Source organism: Wolbachia endosymbiont of Folsomia candida (genome assembly GCF_001931755.2).
Classification (GTDB): Bacteria; Pseudomonadota; Alphaproteobacteria; order Rickettsiales; family Anaplasmataceae; genus Wolbachia.
This window is the reverse complement of sequence record NZ_CP015510.2, coordinates 1,595,048-1,615,226: the sequence shown is the minus strand read 5'-3', so window position 1 is coordinate 1,615,226 and position 20,179 is coordinate 1,595,048. Positions and strand designations below refer to the sequence as shown.

Annotated in this window: 12 protein-coding genes; 9 read left to right on the top strand and 3 right to left on the bottom strand. The window is 34.8% G+C overall.

Annotated features, from left to right (window positions below; genetic code table 11):
* Window positions 1-64 precede the first annotated feature (64 nt).
* Window positions 65-2,713, top strand: a complete 2,649-nt coding sequence (secA, locus tag ASM33_RS07420) for a preprotein translocase subunit SecA (protein WP_110409731.1) — start codon at window positions 65-67, stop codon at window positions 2,711-2,713.
* Entirely contained in the window at window positions 2,700-2,855 is a 156-nt protein-coding gene (locus ASM33_RS08420) for a hypothetical protein (protein ID WP_157956395.1), read from the top strand. Before secA ends, ASM33_RS08420 begins: the two co-directional genes overlap by 14 nt.
* On the opposite strand, the gene ASM33_RS07415 is transcribed toward ASM33_RS08420, so the two are convergent.
* Both ASM33_RS07415 and ASM33_RS07410 read right to left on the bottom strand, forming a co-directional pair.
* On the bottom strand, window positions 2,844-3,221 hold the full coding sequence (locus ASM33_RS07415; protein WP_110409732.1) for a hypothetical protein: 378 nt from the start codon (window positions 3,219-3,221) through the stop codon (window positions 2,844-2,846). The genes ASM33_RS08420 and ASM33_RS07415 overlap by 12 nt on opposite strands.
* Before the next feature lie 215 nt (window positions 3,222-3,436).
* On the bottom strand, window positions 3,437-3,850 hold the full coding sequence (locus tag ASM33_RS07410) for a hypothetical protein (RefSeq protein ID WP_157956394.1): 414 nt from the start codon (window positions 3,848-3,850) through the stop codon (window positions 3,437-3,439).
* Window positions 3,851-4,025: 175 nt separating this feature from the next.
* On the opposite strand from ASM33_RS07410, the gene guaA reads away from it, so the two are divergent.
* Entirely contained in the window at window positions 4,026-5,588 is a 1,563-nt protein-coding gene (gene guaA, locus ASM33_RS07405) for a glutamine-hydrolyzing GMP synthase (protein ID WP_110409734.1), read from the top strand.
* 171 nt (window positions 5,589-5,759) lie between these two features.
* Here the strand turns inward: guaA and ASM33_RS07400 are convergent, their stop codons facing one another.
* A complete protein-coding gene (locus tag ASM33_RS07400; protein ID WP_112477249.1) occupies window positions 5,760-7,604 on the bottom strand; it encodes a hypothetical protein in 1,845 nt (614 codons plus the stop codon).
* A gap of 36 nt (window positions 7,605-7,640) precedes the next feature.
* On the opposite strand from ASM33_RS07400, the gene ASM33_RS07395 reads away from it, so the two are divergent.
* The 6 genes from ASM33_RS07395 to ASM33_RS07365 all read left to right on the top strand — a co-directional run bounded on the left by ASM33_RS07395 (window position 7,641) and on the right by ASM33_RS07365 (window position 20,172).
* Window positions 7,641-9,116, top strand: a complete 1,476-nt coding sequence (locus tag ASM33_RS07395) for an IS4 family transposase (protein ID WP_157956338.1) — start codon at window positions 7,641-7,643, stop codon at window positions 9,114-9,116.
* A 181-nt stretch (window positions 9,117-9,297) separates the two neighbouring features.
* Entirely contained in the window at window positions 9,298-11,700 is a 2,403-nt protein-coding gene (gene priA / locus ASM33_RS07390) for a replication restart helicase PriA (RefSeq protein WP_237342913.1), read from the top strand.
* Between the two features lie 65 nt (window positions 11,701-11,765).
* Complete coding sequence (locus ASM33_RS07380; protein WP_110409737.1) at window positions 11,766-12,971, top strand: ankyrin repeat domain-containing protein; 1,206 nt, start codon at window positions 11,766-11,768, stop codon at window positions 12,969-12,971.
* Window positions 12,972-13,262: 291 nt separating this feature from the next.
* Window positions 13,263-15,074, top strand: a complete 1,812-nt coding sequence (locus ASM33_RS07375; RefSeq protein ID WP_110409738.1) for a peptidylprolyl isomerase — start codon at window positions 13,263-13,265, stop codon at window positions 15,072-15,074.
* A gap of 207 nt (window positions 15,075-15,281) precedes the next feature.
* A complete protein-coding gene (gene dapA, locus ASM33_RS07370; RefSeq protein ID WP_110409739.1) occupies window positions 15,282-16,151 on the top strand; it encodes a 4-hydroxy-tetrahydrodipicolinate synthase in 870 nt (289 codons plus the stop codon).
* Window positions 16,152-16,239: 88 nt separating this feature from the next.
* The gene (locus tag ASM33_RS07365; protein ID WP_110409740.1) at window positions 16,240-20,172 is read left to right on the top strand and encodes an ankyrin repeat domain-containing protein; all 3,933 of its coding nucleotides are present in this window, start codon (window positions 16,240-16,242) and stop codon (window positions 20,170-20,172) included.
* Window positions 20,173-20,179: the final 7 nt, after the last annotated feature.

The window sequence follows — 20,179 nt, the reverse complement described above, 5'->3', positions numbered from 1 at the left end:
TATGTCATTGCTGTAACTCGTGTTTAGTAATATAATCTCGTATTAAGTTGATATCACTTAATTTATGCTAGATTCTTCGCTAATTTTGACAACTATTCTTATATCTTTGATTTTAACGTTATCATTCCTTTTTATAAAAAAAATATTTGGGTCAGCAAACAAGAAAATAATAAAATCCTTCAGAAAGATTGTTGAGAAAATAAACGCATTAGAGCAAGAAATGCAGAGCTTATCGGATCAAGAGCTGCTTGGTAAAACTGCAGAATTTAAGCAAGAGTTAAAAAACGGGAAAACATTAAATGCCCTCCTTGTGCCTGCATTTGCAGTTGTGCGTGAAGCCTCAAGAAGATTTCTGAACATGAGGCACTTTGATATGCAGCTAATTGGTGGAATGGTGCTACATAATGGCATGATATCAGAGATGAAAACAGGGGAAGGAAAAACACTCGTTGCAACTTTAGCTGCATATCTAAACTCCTTGGAAGGTAAGGGAGTACATGTTGTCACTGTTAATGACTACCTTGCAAAGCGAGATACTGAGTGGATGAGCAAATTGTATAATTCGCTTGGTGTTTCTGTTTCATTCATTACAAACGATTTGACAGATGAGCAGAGAAAGGAGGCCTATAGTGCAGATATTGTCTATTCCACAAATAACGAATTGGCTTTTGATTACCTGCGAGATAATATGAAATTTTCTCAAAGCGATATGGTACAAAGAGGTTTCAACTATGCTATAGTTGACGAAGTGGATTCAATACTCATTGATGAAGCTCGCACTCCGCTTATCATTTCTGGCCAGGTTGAAGAAAATAATCAGATATATAAGCATATCAACAAAATAGTGACTAAATTAGCTGATTCTGATTACGAAGTGGATGAAAAAGGCAGGACGATATTTTTAACAGAAGATGGGATTTCACGAGTGGAAGAATTATTGAAATCATATAATCTCATTGCTGAAAATTCATCACTTTATGATACCAATAACATGATAATGACCCACTACATAGATCAGGCACTGCGAGCACATAAGCTGTTTACTGCCGATAAGGATTATATTGTGAAAAGCGGCAAGGTGGTGATTATTGATGAGTTCACCGGCCGTATGATGGAGGGTAGGAGATATTCCGACGGTCTTCATCAGGCACTTGAAGCCAAAGAAAATCTTGAAATTCAGTATGAAAATCAAACATTAGCATCTGTTACATTTCAGAATTATTTCCGTATGTATAGTAAACTTTCAGGTATGACTGGAACAGCGGCAACAGAAGCAGAAGAATTTCGTGATATATACAGATTAAATGTGGTAAAAATTCCAACGAACGTAACAGTAAAAAGATTAGACCTTGATGACGAAATTTATGGTACGGAAAAAGAAAAATATAATGCTGTATTGAAATTTATAGAAGAATGCCACAAACGCCTTCAACCGGTCCTTGTTGGTACGGTGAGCATTGAAAACTCAGAAAAACTCTCTGAACTTTTGCGCAGCCATTCTCTTAAGCATTCTGTATTAAACGCTCGTTATCATGAGCAAGAGGCGTACATAATAGCGCAAGCAGGCGTACCAGGCAATGTCACTATAGCAACTAATATGGCAGGACGTGGAACTGATATTCAACTTGGCGGAAATGCTGAAATGATAGCAAAAGTAGAACTAAAAAAAGTAAAAAATAATGATGAAAAAGAGAAAAAGTACCAAGAAATAATCGAAAGAGTAAAGAAAGATAAAGAAATCGCTATAAAAGCTGGCGGTTTATGTGTGGTTGGAACTGAAAGACATGAAAGTAGGAGAATAGATGATCAATTGCGTGGACGCTCTGGTCGTCAGGGAGATCCTGGGCTTTCTAAGTTCTTTTTATCGCTAGAAGATGACTTAATGAGAATATTTGGGTCTGATAGGATGAGAAATTTTTTACAAAGGGTAGGACTAAAGAACAACGAAGCTATTCATCATCCATGGATTAATAAGGCCCTTGAAAAAGCACAAAAGAAAGTTGAAGCTAGAAATTATGAAATCCGAAAGTCTTTACTTAAGTTTGATGATGTGATCAACAGTCAACGTAAAGTTATTTTTGAGCAAAGAACTCATATCTTAAATAATGAAATTAATGATTTGTTTGAAGTATATAGCGAATTAAATGAGGAAGTGATAGGAAACATAGTTCAAGATGGTTATTACGAGGATTACATAGACGATATAGCCAAAGAATTTCACAAAAGGTATGGAATAATTCTGATTAGAGAAGAATTAGCAAAGCTTCTCAGCAAGCAAAGTGCTTTGGATTATATAAATAATAAAGCGCAAGAATTTTTTATTGAAAAGGAAAAGTATTTTAACAGTCAGCACACTACAGATTTATGGAATACAATAGTTAAACAAGTAATGATAATGACACTTGATCATTTATGGAGGGAGCACCTTTCAACTTTAGAAAGTCTGAGACAAAGCATAAGCTTACGTGCTATGGGACAAAAAGATCCACTAAATGAATTTAAACGCGAAGCATTTTTGATGTTTGAATCAATGCTTGAAAACTGGAAGGAGCTTACTATTCATCGTTTGGCGCACTTTAAATTGGCAGATAATTACGAAATGAGTAATAGGTTACATTCTGATAAAAAGAGCAACTTTCCTAAAGTATCAAGGAATGATAAATGCCCATGTGACTCAGGAAAGAAATACAAGCATTGCCATGGTACGCTGTAACAGCAGATCTCTTGCACAACTACCTGTCATCCCAGTACTTGATACTGGGATCCAGGAAAAATGGATAGATTCCAGCGTCACGCGCTGGAATGACACCCGAAGTAAAGATGACAAGTTAGGTCTTTTAGATTCAAATGCTTGATATAGAGAAATATAAGTGACCTGTATCAATGTAGCCTGTATCCGTTGCATTGCTTCGATATTCAACAGTGAAATCTTGATCTTGATTCAATTTTACAGTGAAAGTACCATTATTGAGTCCTGTTACTTCGTCAATCTTCAAATCCTTGATCGTAAAAACTCTCTTGTGTTCATCATCAGGATGGATATGTCTAAATACCCAGTCAAAAGTCTTATTAGCAGCAGATTTAGTATTATTACCGAGAACTGAATGATTAGTAATGCTTCCATCTTTGTTGTGTGTTTTAATATAGTGCGTAGGTATTCCTGGAGTAATTTCCTCAGTTCTATAATCAGTGACGTTTTTCAATTTTAGTTGGTATGCCATATTTTTTCACCTTAATATCAAAGTTAATATAAAGCATACATAATTATAGTAAAAGTTTTATTAATAATATTAATATATTAGCATTATAGGACTTTTAAGAGGTAATAATTTACTGCATTATTATTTTCTTTATTATTACATATTGTTTTAAAATCAAGAAGAGAAAAATTGTGAGAAAGGGCTTATAAAAATTGATTCTTAAGCCCTTAGTGTTATTAGCCCAATAAACTTAAATCATCATTCATTATTGCATTGAACTGATTAACATAGCATGCAGGCATTGCTACTTGCTGATTTTCATCTACTGGTGCAGTGAAAGTATGACTTTCAGAATCATATTGAACTACCCCATCAAGCTTCAAACCCTCGATGTGAAAAATTTCTTTACTCCTATCGGTATCCTTATTGATATTGTAAAACTTGCAGTCAAATGTTCTACTAGCTTCTACCTCATCACCACCATAGTTAACAGCGTGACGTACATAACGTGCATTGTTAAGGTGTAAATTGCTTTCAGCCCCTGTATCTTGATTTTGTGCTGTAATGCCATAGAATTTATATCCAGTATTTCCTTGACCAGCGTCAGGGATGTACTGAATAACGTTTTGTAATTTCAGTTGGTATGTCATATTTTTTACCTTGATATCAGAATTAGCATAGAACATACATGATTATAGTAAAATTTTTCTTAATGAAGCTTCACAATTGCAAACATTTAAATCTACCAGATAAGAGGTCTTGGTTTACTTTCCTTACTATTTTCTTTATTATTCATATTGTTTTAAAGTTAAATGGAGAGGAAAATTGTCAGCAATTGCTATTATTGATTTTGGTTCACAGTTTACACAACTGATCGCAAGGCAAATCAGGGATATGGGAGTGTACTGCGAGATATTTTCAAGCAACATCCAATTTGAAAAGATATCAAATTTCAATGGGTTTATTCTCTCTGGAGGGCCACAATCTGTAAATGGTAACCACTTAGAAATTAATGGAATAGCATATGAAATTATAAAATTTAATGAGATGACAAGTGTTCCTATACTTGGAATATGCTATGGACAACAACTTATATGTCATTACTTTGGAGCAAAAGTAAAAGAGGGTTTTAAGCAGGAATTTGGCAAAACTAAGATCAAGGTGCTGAAAGAGTCTTCTATTATAAAAGATACGTGGGATGTTAATTCCGAAGTGGATGTGTTAATGAACCACGCAGATAGCGTTGATACTGTTCCACAAGGATTTACTGTCATCGCATCTGGTGTAATAAACCAAACAATTGCAATAATTGTCAATGAACAGAGGAAGATTTACTGCACTCAATTTCATCCTGAAGTAAAGCACACTGCAAATGGAAGCAAGTTGTTTTCTAATTTCTTAAATATTGCAAATTGTGAGAGAGACTGGACGATGAAGTCATTTGTCGAGGAGCAGAAGGAAAAAATCAAAAATGCAGTAGGAGATAAAAGAGTAATCGCTGCAGTAAGTGGTGGTGTTGACTCAAGTGTTGCAGCAGCGCTCACATATAAGGCTATAGGAAAACAATTGAATTGCGTTTTTATTGATACTGGGTTGCTACGCAAGAACCAGAACAGTGCTGTGTTAAAAGAGATCCCAATAAATTATATTGATAAATCAAATTTATTTTTGAGTAGACTAAAGGGAATAACTGACCCAGAAGAAAAGCGTAAAATTATTGGTAACACATTCATTGAAGTTTTTGAAGAAGAGGCAAAAAAAATAGGTAATGTAGATTTTTTAATGCAAGGTACAATTTATTCTGATGTAGTTGAATCAGGGCATGCTTCAAGCAACACCAGTACAATCAAATCTCATCATAACGTTGGTGGATTGCCAGAAAAGATGAACCTTAAGTTAGTGGAACCTTTACGATATCTATTTAAAGATGAGGTAAGATCGCTTGGAAAAGAAATCGGGCTTTCAGATGAGATAATATTCCAACATCCATTTCCAGGACCTGGGCTTGCAGTGAGAATTATAGGCGCAGTCACGCAAGAAAAGGTGCAAATATTGCAAGAGGTGGACGAAATATACATCAATACAATGAAAAGTTACAACCTATATGACAAGATATGGCAAGCTTTTGCCGTCTTATTGCCAATAAGAACCGTTGGGGTAATGGGAGATGGCCGTACCTACGGATATGTTTGTGCTTTGAGAGCTGTAACATCATCGGACGGGATGACGGCTGATGCATTTCCATTTGAAGATAAAGCGCAACATGCGCTAGTATTTTGGGATTTTCTACAGAATGTCAGTAATATAATTACCAATAAAGTTCTTGGGGTCAGCAGAGTTGTATACGATATCACTTCCAAACCACCTGCAACTATCGAGTGGGAGTAGACCTCTTGCCGTCTTAGTAAAAAATCAGCATCACTTCTGGTGTCATTCCAGCGCGTGACGCTGGAATCTATCTATTTTTTCTGGATCCAAGTATCAGCTACTCAGATGACAGGTAGTTGTGAAAGAGATCTAGTAATCATAGAGCATGATGGAAGTATAAAATATAGCTATTTAAGCAGGTTGCGCAGCAGCTTCTTCACCACAACACTTACTTATTGCTATCTTAGTAAGGCATGCCATTCCACCACCTATTACTCCACCTGTAAGTGCACCTGCAGCTCCTGCTAGCACAGCTGTTACAATGAGTCCAATAGCTGCAATTATAGGTATAATTCCTGTTGCAACTAATGTAGCTCCTATAGAACCACCAACTATTGCACATGTAGATATTATTATCCATCCTCTTGTAGAAATTCCTAGGAAGTGTTCTTGCTTGGAACTATGTGTCGTTATAGGTGTATGACTATCTTGCTCTTCTGATTGCGAATTATTATTAATTTCACTGTTGGTAGGTATTTCCTCAAATGGAGCTGCACTGCCTGTAACTTTTTGTGGAGCACCGCTTATTGGCTGTTTCTGTTGTGGAAAAGTTGTAATTGTAGGTTGAGGATTGCTATCCATAACAGGAGGTTGTTGCAATGGAGATTCATTGCCTGTAACTTTTTGTGGAGCACCGTTTATTGTTTGTTTCTGTTCTGGAGCAGTTGTAATCGTAGGTTGAGGATTGCTATTCATAACTGGAGGTTGTTGCAATGGAGTTGCATTACTCACAACTGTTTGCGTGGCACCGCTTATTGGTTGTTTCTGTTGTGGATGGGTTGTGGTAGAAGTTTTAAAAGTGTTGGTTGAATTTGGAGTACTATCTTGTGAATTAGCAGTACTAACACAATATTTGTCTTTTAATTGTCTAGTAAGATCAGAACTAATCTTTTGATCCACTTCTAACCAGTTTAAAAAATGGCTTGCTTCACCTACTTGCACATCTTCTTCATCATACGATTTTACATATTTATCAACAAGATTTATACAATCTTCGGTTTTATTTTTACAAATTTCAGCAGCAATATTAAGTGTTTTTGATGATTTTTTAATTGTTTCCGTGTGCTTATTTAAAGCATCGAGTAATACATCGCTTAGGCCTTTGCCTTCTACTCTGCCGAAAGAAGCAACTCTACCGAAAGAAGTAAATTTTTTTGTTTTCAAATCATAGGAGAGTTTAGTGTCATAAAAGTTAACTATTACATATCCATGAGTTTTTTGAGAAAAGTATTTGTTTAACTCGGTTGCTAAAATTTCTTCTTGTTTTTTAAAATATGAAAGAATGAGCTCTTGATCTTTTTCTACAACATCGCATATATTATCTAGTCTTTTTAATAATTTTAAAAAATCTATTTTGTTTTTTAACTCTTGTTCTAGCTTTACCTCGTTTTCAGTAATATTATTGGCATCAGCAGAGTTGAAAAACACTTCAGCATGGTCAGAAAATTCTTCTTTATTTTTTAACCTTCCATAAAAATTAAACTTTGTATTGTCTTTTAACCTTTTAAAGAAGGCTTGAAAACTATCCAAATACGTTTTAAATGAATAATCATGATCAATTTTTGCAAATACTTTTTTACCAGCATCCATTACACCAAAATTTCCAAAATTCAAATCATAGTCAGATAAGAAAATTGTTGCAGCTAAATACCTGTGAATACCTTTTACATTCTTGAACTCATTAACATTTATATTACCATCCAACATGCTTTTACATGTATCAAAATTATCTAAGAACTTTGATGCTACCAAAACACTATCATTGTTTTTAACAAGCCAATGCTCTGGTGCTCGATCTTTAAGTATCAATTGAAATACAAATCCAACAAAAGCTGTAATAATGGGATTGCCGTCTATAGTAAAACCGTCCGGTCCAGGTTGCTGTTCTTCAAAACATCTTTTAAGAATAAATTTTGAGCTATCAGCATTGTATGTAGCAAATAGTCCCCTCGTCTTTGTTCTTACTTTTACCCACAAATATAAAAAAGCTAGTAAAATAGCAAATTCATATATTTGATAAAGGGTTTAAAAATGTACGGAGTAAATACAAATACGCAATATACTGATAGCTTAGGGGACAAATGGCTAGAAAGAGAGTTGAGACATGTTAATCTGGGAGATATAAGGCTTAATAAGAGGCTTATTACAACAAGTTATCTTATAGAGCGTAAGGCATCTGGATCAATTAATCAAAGTTGTGGTGGATGGAAAGAAGCTAAGGGCGCGTACAGGTTGTTTAGTAATGAAAAGCTTGAGGCCGAGAAAATTTATTCTTCTCATCATAAAGAAACAGCGGAAAGGATAAAAGGAAATAAGCTTATATTTTCAATCCAAGATACTAGTTATTTGGATTTTGACTCTCATATAAATACCAAAGGGCTAGGCAGTATTTCTAAAGCTTATACAAAGCATAAAAAGGGTTTGCTGCTGCATAGTGCCTTAATGGTCAGTAAAGAAGGATTACCTTTAGGTTTATCTTCTCAACAGTGCTGGGCGCGTCCCGCTAGAAAAGAAGAAACAGCAAAAGAAAAAGCAAATAGGAAATACCGTACTTCTATAGAGGAGAAAGAAAGTTATAAGTGGATAGCAGCACTAAAAGAAACCATAAATAACGTTTCCAAAGATGTACAACTTGTCACTCTTGGTGATAGGGAAGCAGATATCTTCAAATTTTTATGGATAGCTGAATCATTGGGTAGTTTTTATGTAATCCGTAACCGAGCTAATAGAAAATTTATCTGTACTGAAGAGGGAAAAACAGATTTGCAAACACGCATAGCTCAACTTCCGGTAAAAGAGAAAATCGTCTTGGAAGTTGCTAAAAACGGGCACCAGAAGTCAAGAAAAGCAAATATTGAAGTAAAATATATGAAAGGCTATATACCTATCAGAGCGCCTTACATTTATGGGTCAAAAGATACAGCACATAAAATAAGTGATAAAGTCGCTGTATATGTGGTAAGCGCAAAGGAAATGGATCCTCCTAAAGGAGTTGAAGCTATCGATTGGACTTTGTTAACTAATGTACCAGTTAATAGCACTTTAGATGCCATAGAAAGGATAAATTGGTATAAGCTACGATGGAAAATTGAAGAATACTTTAGAATTTTAAAATCAGGATGTAAAATAGAAAGCTCTCGTTTAACTACAAAGGAAAGGCTACAGAAATTAATTGCTATAAAGAGCATTATTACATTTAAAATTTTATATTTAACAAAAGTGGCTTTATCGCATCCTATGGAGGCTTGCACTAAGGTTCTAAGCAATGAAGAGTGGAAAGCTCTTTACATACGTGAGCATCAAGTGGCCACATTGCCCGAAGAACCTCCAAACATAAAACAAGCTATTATTTGGTTAGGAAAATTAGGTGGGTTTATGAATAGAAAAGGTGATAATTTACCAGGAAGTATGACTCTATGGCGAGGCTATGAAAATCTTAGAGAGAGCATGGTTATGCTTCACATAATAACTTCTCAAAGTTATGGGTAAAAGTAAGGTCTTTGTTCTAGAGCTTCCCTGCTGTATAAATTCACTTAAATTGTGTATTCTTTCATGATTCGTTGGCATACCTTTCTCCTTAATAAAACAACTCGATATAATACTAGTTTAACAAATTAACCAATAAAAATCAAGCAAATAAATCTAAAAACAATGCTAAACTCAATTTACTATGGCAAAAACAGTCGATATATTACTACCGCTACCAATTAACCAATTATTCTCGTATGCGGTTGGAGAAAATACTGAAATTTCAATTGGTGACTACGTTATAGTGCCGTTTGGCAGAAAGCGTCTGATTGGGATAGTGTGGCGGTATAGCAGCAAAAGCGATCGAGAACTGAAATTCATTGAACAAAAAATTGATTTACCAAGTGTCAGACCAAAATTAATTGCGTTTGCTGAGTGGGTTGCAGAGTATAATCTGATATTGGTAGGCATGCTTGCAAAGGTGATTATGGGGGGAGTGCTGAAGGTAAGTAACGTAGAAAAATTAGTCCACACCAAGCAAGAGCGAGAAATAAGTGAAATAAATTACCAATTAAATTCTGAGCAGCAAGCTGCAAGTGATAAAATAATCAGTAGTTTGAACAAATATTCAGTTACTTTGCTTGATGGCGAAACAGGGTCTGGAAAAACAGAGGTTTATCTCTCTGTAATCGCAAAATTACTTAAGGATGGTGGTAATGCACAGCAATTGTCTGATATAGATGGTGTCATTCCAGTGCTTGATACTGGAATCCATTTTGCATGTAATTCCACTGTAGAATTGGATTTTAGTACAGAATTTGATATTTATCCTTTGGATTTATTTGCGAACAAAGTTCGCTGGATCCCAGTGTCACGCACTGGGATGACAAAATTTGGCACTGGGATGACATCATACAAGACTCGGATGATACCAAACCAGTCTGAGATGACACCAGGTCAGAGCGATGCGCAAGTTCTCATCCTTCTACCAGAAATTGTCTTGACCTCCCAGCTAGTGAATCGCATTCGTAATCAGATATCCGGCAATATAGCTGAGTGGCACTCTGGTCTCACTCCAAAAACTCGCCGAAACAATTGGCTGAGCATAGCAAACGGAAGTGCGCAAATAATTATCGGAGCAAGGTCAGCGCTTTTTCTGCCTTATAAAAACCTAAAATTAATTGTTATCGATGAAGAGCATGATTCTTCTTTTAAGCAAGAGCAGGGAATTATATACAATGCTCGAGATATGGCAATAATCTTAGCTAAAATTGAAAACATCCCGATTATTTTATCGTCAGCTACACCACTCCTTGAAACTATTTACCACGTTAAAAATGGCAATTACAACCATGTAAAGTTAACCAAGCGCTTCGGTGGAGCAGAACTACCACTCATTAAAGTAGTGGATATGAGAAATAGCAAACAATGGATTTCAAATGAGCTTTTTGAGAACATAAAACAAACTATAGAAAAAAAACAGCAGGTGATGCTCTTTTTAAACCGCAGAGGATATGCGCAACTGGCAGTCTGTAAAAAGTGTGGATACAAAATTCCTTGTTTAAATTGCGCTGTTTGGCTCACATATCACAAGAAAAAAAACTTACTCCTCTGTCACCATTGCTCATATCAGTCAACACTTCCAGAAAAATGTACTAATTGCCAAAGCGAAGGGTCATTCTCTCTTTATGGTATAGGAATTGAAAGGCTGCTTGAAGAAACGGTGAAGTTAATACCAAGTGCAAAAACCGCAATTATAAGTAGTGATCAGAAGTCAGTTAATAATATTATTGACTTGGTGTTGAAGGAGGAAGTGAATATTATAATTGGCACACAAATAATTGCTAAGGGGCACAATTTTCCGAAATTGACTTTAGTGGGAGTAATAAATGCAGATTTGAGTTTGGAAAATTCTGATTTAAGGGCAGCAGAAAGAACATATCAATTATTGCATCAAGTTGCAGGAAGATCTGGCAGATTCAACGAAAAAGGAACAGTGATAGTGCAAACCAATAACCCTGAAAGTTCCGTAATAAAAGCACTACAACACCAAAAACGAGATCTATTTTACGAGATCGAGCTTGAATCAAGGCGCAAAGCTCAAATGCCACCTTTTAGCAGATTAATAGCGCTTATTATCTCTGGCAAAAATCAGATTGCAACACAAAGTGCAGCGAATAAGATAGTACACCTGTTACATGACAACCATTTCAGTAAAAAGCAAGCAGCTTCCTCTTTGATGTCATTCCAGCGCGTGACGCTGGAATCTAGGGAAAAAGAACCATGGATCCCAGTGTCACGCACTGGGATGACAAAATTTGGCACTGGGATGACATTAGACAATACTGGGATGACAAAAGATCCAGAAAAAAATCCAGTGTCAGCTACTTGCATGGCAGCAGACAAAAAGAACTTTGAAATTTTTGGTCCATCTCCAGCAGCAATAAGCTTTTTAAACAATCAATATCGATATAGAATATTACTGAAAGTACACAATAAAAATAGCTTATTAGTACAAAAAAATTTAAGAAATTGGATTAAAAAATGTAACTTAAACTCCAGTATAATAGTAACAATAGATGTTGATCCTGTGAGTTTTTTTTAGTAAAATTTTAACATTTTTGGAATATTCTAATTATAGAATGTGTTTTAAGTTAGTGGGGTAGAATTATGCATCCGATATATTGTAAAAAATTAGAAAAAGTATTTGATAATTTATATAGCAAAACAAACCCGAGCTACGATGATATCTTGAAAGAGATTCAATCAGGATATCCAGAATTACATGATAAATTACAAGGTAATATTAATAGTAAGTTTACAATGAAGCCTTGGTCGTTTCCTGAAGATAAATACGAAGAAACATCATTATTATTTTTTACATTAGATCATATTTGCAAAAATATAATACTTAATGGATTTAAAGCAACTAATATGTTGAAAACGATACAATCACAAGATCCAGAATTTATCAATGAAGAAATAAGATTTAGGGGTGTAATAATTGCGTATCCAGAGAAATTGAGGTCTATATTAGCAGACCAAAATATAAAGGTTAATACAAGATGTGTCGTTACCAAGGAAACTCCCTTACATCTTCTTTTGTTAAAATCTCAAGTATTATATAGACTACATAAAAGCGGTTTTCTTGCTAAATCAGTAGCAAATATAGCAGTAGACGTAATAGTGGAGTTAGGAAAAGTTCTGCTAGAAAAAGGAGCAAACATTAATGCAAAAGATTGGTTGCGGAATGCCCCTTTGCATAATGCTAGTTTTATCGATGAAAAATTATTAATTTTTTTACTGGAAAATGAGGCAAGAGTTGATGCAAAAAACTGTTTTTGGGAGACTCCTTTACACAAGGCTGCTGAAAACGGTGATGAAAAATTTGCAAATACTCTGCTAGAAAAAGGGGCAAGCGTTGATGCCAAAGATTGTTTTGGTGAAACTCCGTTACATCGTGCTGCTGAAAAGAGCGATTTAGAGATGGCAAAACTTCTGCTAAAAAATGGTGCAAGCGTTGATTCAAAAGATAATTCTGGAAAAACTCCTTTACATCGTGCTACTGAAAAGGGCGATTTAGAGATGGCAAAACTTCTGCTAAAAAATGGTGCAAGCATTTATTCAAGAAACAATTCTGGACAAACTCCTTTACATCTTACTTCTAAACATACCAGTGTAGCAATGGCAAGTCTTTTAGTAAAAAATCAAGCAAACATTAGTGAAACAGATCATTCTGGCAAAACTCTTTTCGACCTTTCTGTTGACACAGGAAACGTAAAGGTGCTAGCTTTCCTACTAAAAAAAGGGGTAAGACCCAGCACTGAAATGAATGAAACTGAGCATAGTCAAGTATTACAACAAAGAGGCGTCTGATAGTGAATTGCGTTCTACTGAAAAGTAGGGCGCATCTATAACAGTAACAATAGATGTTGATCCTGTAAGTTTTTTTTAAAAATAAAGTCACTCCTGCACTCAAATCCCTATTTAAATCAATACACTTCGGTTTCCTGTGTAAAGGTCACATAATTCGACGACAAACTGGAATTTTTTTTCGTACCTTTACACGGATCTTAACACAATTTAAATAGCCATAATTAACCGATAGGTTTACAAGAACTAAATTATTGCTATTCTATAATTAACCACTAATTAACTTTTGCGCTTATGAACGTTAAAAATTTTTTCACTAAAGTATTCGTTGTTCTTTTGGCTTGCTTATTAATCTTTATGGGAGTTGGCAGCCTTCTGTCCGATAGCGATAAAGAAGAGGAGGTAGCTAGAGTAGGAAAAGAAGTTATCACATTAGATGAATACAAATCGTTATACCAAAATTATAGCAAGCAAATCTCAGGCGCTGATGTGAGCGAAGAGCAAGTAAAAAAGTTGAAATATGACTTGCTTAACGCACTTATAGAGCAAAAGTTACTGCTTAATTTAACTAGTGAGCTGGGACTCGCAGTTGGTGAGGAGTCCATTAAAGATCATATTAAAAACACTAAGTATTTTCAAAATGATCAAGGTGAATTTGATAAAAACAAGTTTCATGAAATGTTAAGTAGTCTGCATATGACAGAAAACGAGTATGTAGAAAAGCTAGAAAAAATCCTGCCTGCAATGATGTTCATGACTTCCTTATTTAAAGATAATTATCCTGTAACTTTCGGTGAGGAAATCGATAAAGAAATATATAAAAATCGCCACCAGACTAGAGTAGTTGATGTTGTTAAAGTGACTAAAGATGCAGTTACAGATACCACTGTACCAGATGATCAAGCTCTGCTTGAGCTCTATGAGAAAAACAAACCTCGTTTTTATTCTCCTGAATATCGAACTGCACAATATATTTCTCTCGGCCAAAAATATTTTGAAGATCAAATTCAAATCTCTGATGAAGAAATAGATAATGTAATAGAACAACAAGAACTGAAAGATCAAAGAGATATATTTAACTTAATATTTTCCACAAAAGATGGAGCTGAAACAGCACGAAAAGCATTTGAAGAAGGCAAAATAAGCTTTGAACAGATGGTAAAAGAGTCTGGTAAGTCAAAGCTTGAGGATACTAGAATAAACAATATAACTAAGGATTTCTTGCCAGAAAGCATGAGAGAAGAGGTGTTTGCTCTCAAAGCAAGTGAAGTGAGTGGAGTTTTAGCAAGCAGCTTTGGCTGGCATATAATAAAAGTAGAAGACGCACATCAAATCTCTCACGAGGACTTAACTGATTTAAAAAAAGATATTAAATTGGCTTTAACTAACCAAAAATCTTTTGAAAAGGTCAATGATTTCATAAATCAAGTGAATTATAAGATATACAACAATGGAGCGATTGAGGAAATATCAGGCGAATATAATTTACCAATACAAACTATTGGCCCAATCAATGCAAGTGGAAAAGATCAAAATAAAGATCAAAATAGTGATAATGTAGAAAGCTCTAGTGATTTAGTTTCCTTCATTTTTTCTCGGGAAAAAGATCAGAAAGGTTATTTCAAGGGCATTGGAGATGCTATCGTGAGTGTAAAAATCATTGACATTATTCCATCCAGATCACAAAGCTTTGAGGAAAGCAGATCACAAGTAACAGATCTTTGGCGTAATAAGTTTATGGAAGAAAAAATGTTTGAAATTGGTCAAAAAATTGCTGCTCAGCTAAGAGAAAAAACTGATTTAGAAGAAGTGCAAGGTGTAGAATTTCTTAAAGGACAGCAAATACGCCGCAACGAGCAAAATTACCCATTTTCTTTTGTAGAAGATATTTTTAACATGAAAACAACTGGCTCAGTAACAAACCCTGCTCAGTACAATGATGAAGTTATTATAGGTGCTTTAAAAGAGATGTATTCATCAGATGGCAAATTAAACACATTTGACACTGGAAAGCACGTTATGATTTCACTGAAAGAGCAATTAATCAACTATCTGGAGTCACAATATAGAGTTGAAGTCAATCATGCTATGCTTGATGATATGTAAGACATCAGTCGTCAATGTCATTAGACTTCTTGTATAACTGTTATTTGAGTAAAAAATTAGCATCTTGGTTCGATGTCTTTCCTATAAAGGTCACATAATTTTATCTTCAAAAACAATAAATTTTATCCTTGACATAATCTTTATAAATAATTATGGAATACTAACATTAAGCTATAGTATTTCTTAACAGAGAATAGGGGGGTGTTAATGTTCTTATGGACTGCTTGTGTTACTCCATTTAGTCAGGGTGGAGATAATGTAGATTATGAGAGTTTGCGGCGCTTGCTAGTAATACAAGCTGAAGCAAAAAATGGTGTAGTATTACTTGGCAGCACAGGTGAAGGTTGGTCGCTTACTGATTCTGAAAAACGTGAATTGGTTGAATTTGCGTGTAGTCTCAAATTGAATACAAGAATCATAGTTGGTGTACCTGGAGTTAATCTACATCATGCATTGGAATGGATTGATTTCTGCAAAGATATGCCAATTCATGGCTATCTAATGACAACACCAATTTATACAAAACCTGGGATTATTGGGCAGACTTTATGGTTTGAAAAGCTACTTGAAAAAGTGCATGCTCCAGCCATGCTTTATAATATTCCATCAAGAGCAGGAATAAATCTTCACACTGAAACTGTACGCAATTTATCTGGTCATGATAAGTTTTGGGCAATTAAAGACTCAAGTGGCACCATTGATACTCTTATTGAATACAAAAAAGTTGCTCCAAATATTGAGGTATTTTGCGGAGATGATGAAATGATGCCTGCTATGGCTGCTGCTGGAGCTGTTGGTTTAGTTTCTGTTGCATCTAATCTTTGGCCACATGAGGTGCATAAATATGCTAAAAAATGCCTAAGCAGTGAAAGTCCAGCAACAAGTGCTTGGCTCAAAGCTTGTAAGGCTCTATTTACTGCCAGCAATCCAATACCTACTAAAGCACTACTGCATGATATTGGGCTTATAGAGCATAAAACTGTTCGGATACCACTCAGTGCACAAGACTTGCCTTCTCTTGATGAACTGAGAGAAGCAAACCAAATAATTTTAAATTGTAGTAATGGAGGGCTTTAATGAAAAATTGATACTTTTATTAGTATAAATTATTATGCTTTATGTAATATATGGTATATAATATATTTTGAGGGGTTAGGGGGTAGATATGGGTACTGAACGTCCAAGACAATTGGTTCAAACTTCTTTTGAGTCAGACGTAAAACCATTCTTTGGTAATAAATCACCAACAGAATTGTGTAAGGAATTAGATGATGCTGTCTGGAGTTTAAATAGCACTATAGGCAAGCCTTATGTTGATAGCTTTGATTATAGTGGCGTTGGAAACTTAGAAAGGTTCTTAGCAGAAAATAAAGATGACCCAAACCTAAAGTTTGTTCTTAATTTAAAAAGAGGAGAATCTGCATCAACAGTATTACATTATGTTGCAGATTGGAATGCAGAAGCAGTTGATTTACTTTTGAAAGCTGGAGCTGATCCTAATATACGAGATGGAAATGGAAAATCAGCTATAGAGTGCGTTATCGATTCTGCCTATAGAGATTACACTAATATTAAAGATTATGTGTATATTATAGAACTCTTAGTGAATGCAGGCGCTGATCCAAATGCACGTGGTCAAAATGGAAAATCAGCTATAGAGTGTGTAATTGATTCTGCTCACGAAGATTGGGCTAATATTTATTATTACCCGTATATTATAGAATCCTTAATAAAAGCAGGAGCCGATCCAAATGCACAAAGCTTCGGTAAAACAGTATTAGAACTTGTTATTGATGCTACAGACTATTCTAATAAAGATCAATGTATCAAAGTTGCTAAACTTCTTATTAAGAAAGGAGCAGATGTAAATTTAAGGGATGAGCTTTTTGGGAGAACATTATTACATCATGCTGCAGCTAATGGTCGAGAAAATATTGTTGAGTTATTACTACAGTCAACGGAGGATAAACAGCGAACTCAACTTCTTAATGTACAAGATGATAATGGCAATACACCGTTGCATTGTGCTGTGGAAAATGCTGGATATAGCAATGTAGTGGAATTGTTACTGGCACACGGAGCTGATTATAAAATTGTAAATAAAAGATCTCTACTATCTCACATTAAAGGAGAAGATACTCCGTTACATGTTGCTAGTCAGAAAAGCGACAGGCGTAATATAGAGCCTTTTTTTGGAAAGGTAGATATTAATGTTAAAAATGGAGATGGTGCCACACCATTATTAATAGCCTCAAGGTTTGGATCTCCTCTAATAATAGAAAGTTTTTTAAAGAATGGTGCAGATGCTCATGCTAAGGATAAACATGACAATACCGCATTGCACTATGCTGCTAATCATGAGCATACTGATGATGAGGAAAAGTGTAATCAACTTTTCGATGAATCAAATAAATATCGTCCTGAATATGATAACGAGGTTGAAGATAATGCAAAAATTATTCAAAGCCTTATACAAAGCATTACAGAAAAAATTATTCAAAGCCTTATAAAAGAAGGTGTAAATGTTGATGATGAAATAAAAAAAGATGTAATTAATGATGTAATTAATGATAAAAACGAATATGGGCATACACCGCTGTTTTTTGCCGTTGAACATGGAAAATACAGTAATATAAAACTGTTCTTGGAAAATGGAGCAGATGTAAATATAGCAGATGAAAATGGCTTTACAGTATTTCATTTTGCAATCAGGCAGAAAGAACTTCATGCGCTAAAAACTCTTTTACCTAAAATCATAGCAGAAGATAAGTATGGCAGCTCACAGGAACTTATCAATGTAGAAGAGGCTAAAAAACTTCTCAGCGTTACAGATAATGAAGGTAATACACTTTTACATCATGCAATAAAGTGGGGTTGTCGTAAAGAAATTTTGGATCTTCTTGTAGAATATGGAGTGAATATTAATCAAAAGAATAACCATGGCATAGCCCCAATTCATATTGCAGCTAAATATGGAAATTTGAGCCAAATAAAATTCTTTATCGAGAAAAAAGCAGATCTCAATGTTCAGTGTGATATCATTTCAAGTTCAGTAATTGGTAATATAGGAAGAGAAAATGAGCTTTCTTGTGATGCTGATTATATTAACATTCAGGATAATACTGTAAACGTAAATAACACTGAACACACAAATGCAACTCCTCTTTCAATCCTAACAGAAGATAGTAATAGCAGTAATGTAAGTAGATTTTTATCGGCAAAACCAAGTATTGAAGATAGTAGAAATTGGTTACCGCTCCATATTGCAATTAAGCGCGCATCTGATGAAGGCTGCACAGAAGAAGACAGAAAGGAAAGGTTTGAAATTGTGCGGAGCTTGGCATCTGTTTCTCATGTTGAATCTTTAATGTCTCAAGGCATTGATAAAAGATCTGAAATTTGGAAAGATCAGTTTTTTAAGGAGATAAAAAATTCTCTAACTGATGCTTTGGAAGTAACAGATAATGAGAAAGTTCAAAAAGAGGTTGCAAAGGCTTTTCTTGATCTTTTGTTGCAAGTTACACAAAATCAAGAAGAGATCAATAGAATACTAGAAGATGCAATAGAACCTAGAAATGGTGGAAAATCACCTAGTGCTCCAGTAAGCGAAGAAGCGTGTGCTCCTGTATTTGATGAGGATTTTTATGACTTAATAGGTTCTCGCGTTAAAGAACCTACTCTTTATCAAGATCTAGCTGATGACTATATGGATGCATGGGATCTTCAAGGTGATCACGATGAGTTAGAATATCGAAATCAAAAGAGAGTAACAAGAGAAGAAATTGAAAATGAATTGGATAAAATCTATACAACCACTACAAATGAAAGGGCTGAAAGATTGAATATTACAGAGTCTGGATGGGGACAAGCATGTGATGTTCAAGAAGCGAGTTGTGCTAAAGCTTGGGGTAGTATTTCACGAAAAGGTATAAACTTGCAAATTAATCCAGATAATGCCAATTTTGAATATAGTGAAAGTGATAAAGCTAAAAGTGTTGACACAAAAAGTGATGAAGAGCCTATAACCAATACTAATCAGAAAGCACCTAACACTAGATTTTCAGACGTTTCTACACAAAAAGTACGTGTAGAAGAAAGAAGCCATCTTGAACAAACTAAGCTAATAAAGCGTGAGGAATTAAAGCTAAATAAATTTTTATATCTAGTATCCAAAGCTCAGAATATGCTTGAGCTATATAAAATTGTTGATGAAGCTTTGAAAGCTGGAGTCAGAATAAATTATGCTCAAGGTAATAAAGATACATTTGCAAATGTAGTGCTATTTAAGGCATGTCAGTTAAAGCTAGATCCAAAAATTGCAAGCAGCATAGTTTGCAAATTAGTGTCGAAAGGAGGAGTTTCTGGTGAAGGTTATAACAAAATAAATGACGAGTTGAAGAAATCAGAAATTTTTGAAGAGCATGAAGTTAATCTGCAAAAAGCTAACAAAGAGTTTTGTAAGCGTATTAATGAGTTTCAGAGAGTTATTGGAAGCGCAATAAGCCAAGGTAAATTAAATAAGCTAAACATAGACCACACTACTTTCTATCTGGAGTATTCAGAAGATAGTGTAGTTGATGTTACTGAAGTTATAGATGGAGCAAAAAGCTTAGGAGAGTCTAGTGGTGGTATAGTAAAAATTGGTGAAAATGAAGTAGAGATCGAAGTAAACGATGGCATAAAAAACTACGCTAATTTTTCAGGCAATGGATGTGTTATATTAACACTTATGGGATTAGAGGTCACATTATATCATGATGTGCATAATAAAGATAGGGTAATTGTAGAAGTCAGTGATAATGATAGAAAGAAACTCGATGAATTAAGTGACGAAGAAAAGAAAAAAGTATGGGGGAAATACCAGCTCGGAAGGATGCCTCTTGGTGATGCTATTAAAAAAGGGTATTTTGAAAGATCTTGTTCTAGCAAACTTCAAGCTTCTGAAATAATTAATCTATCTGAAAATGTTATGGACAAAGCAAGTGAAATAGTAAAAAATTTAGACTCCAGCGATATAACAGCGCATTCTTTGGTGAATTCTTTAGTAAGTGGTGTGCAGCTTTCAAAGCCATGTAGAGCGAACAGCCAGCGCGGTTAAAGTGAAA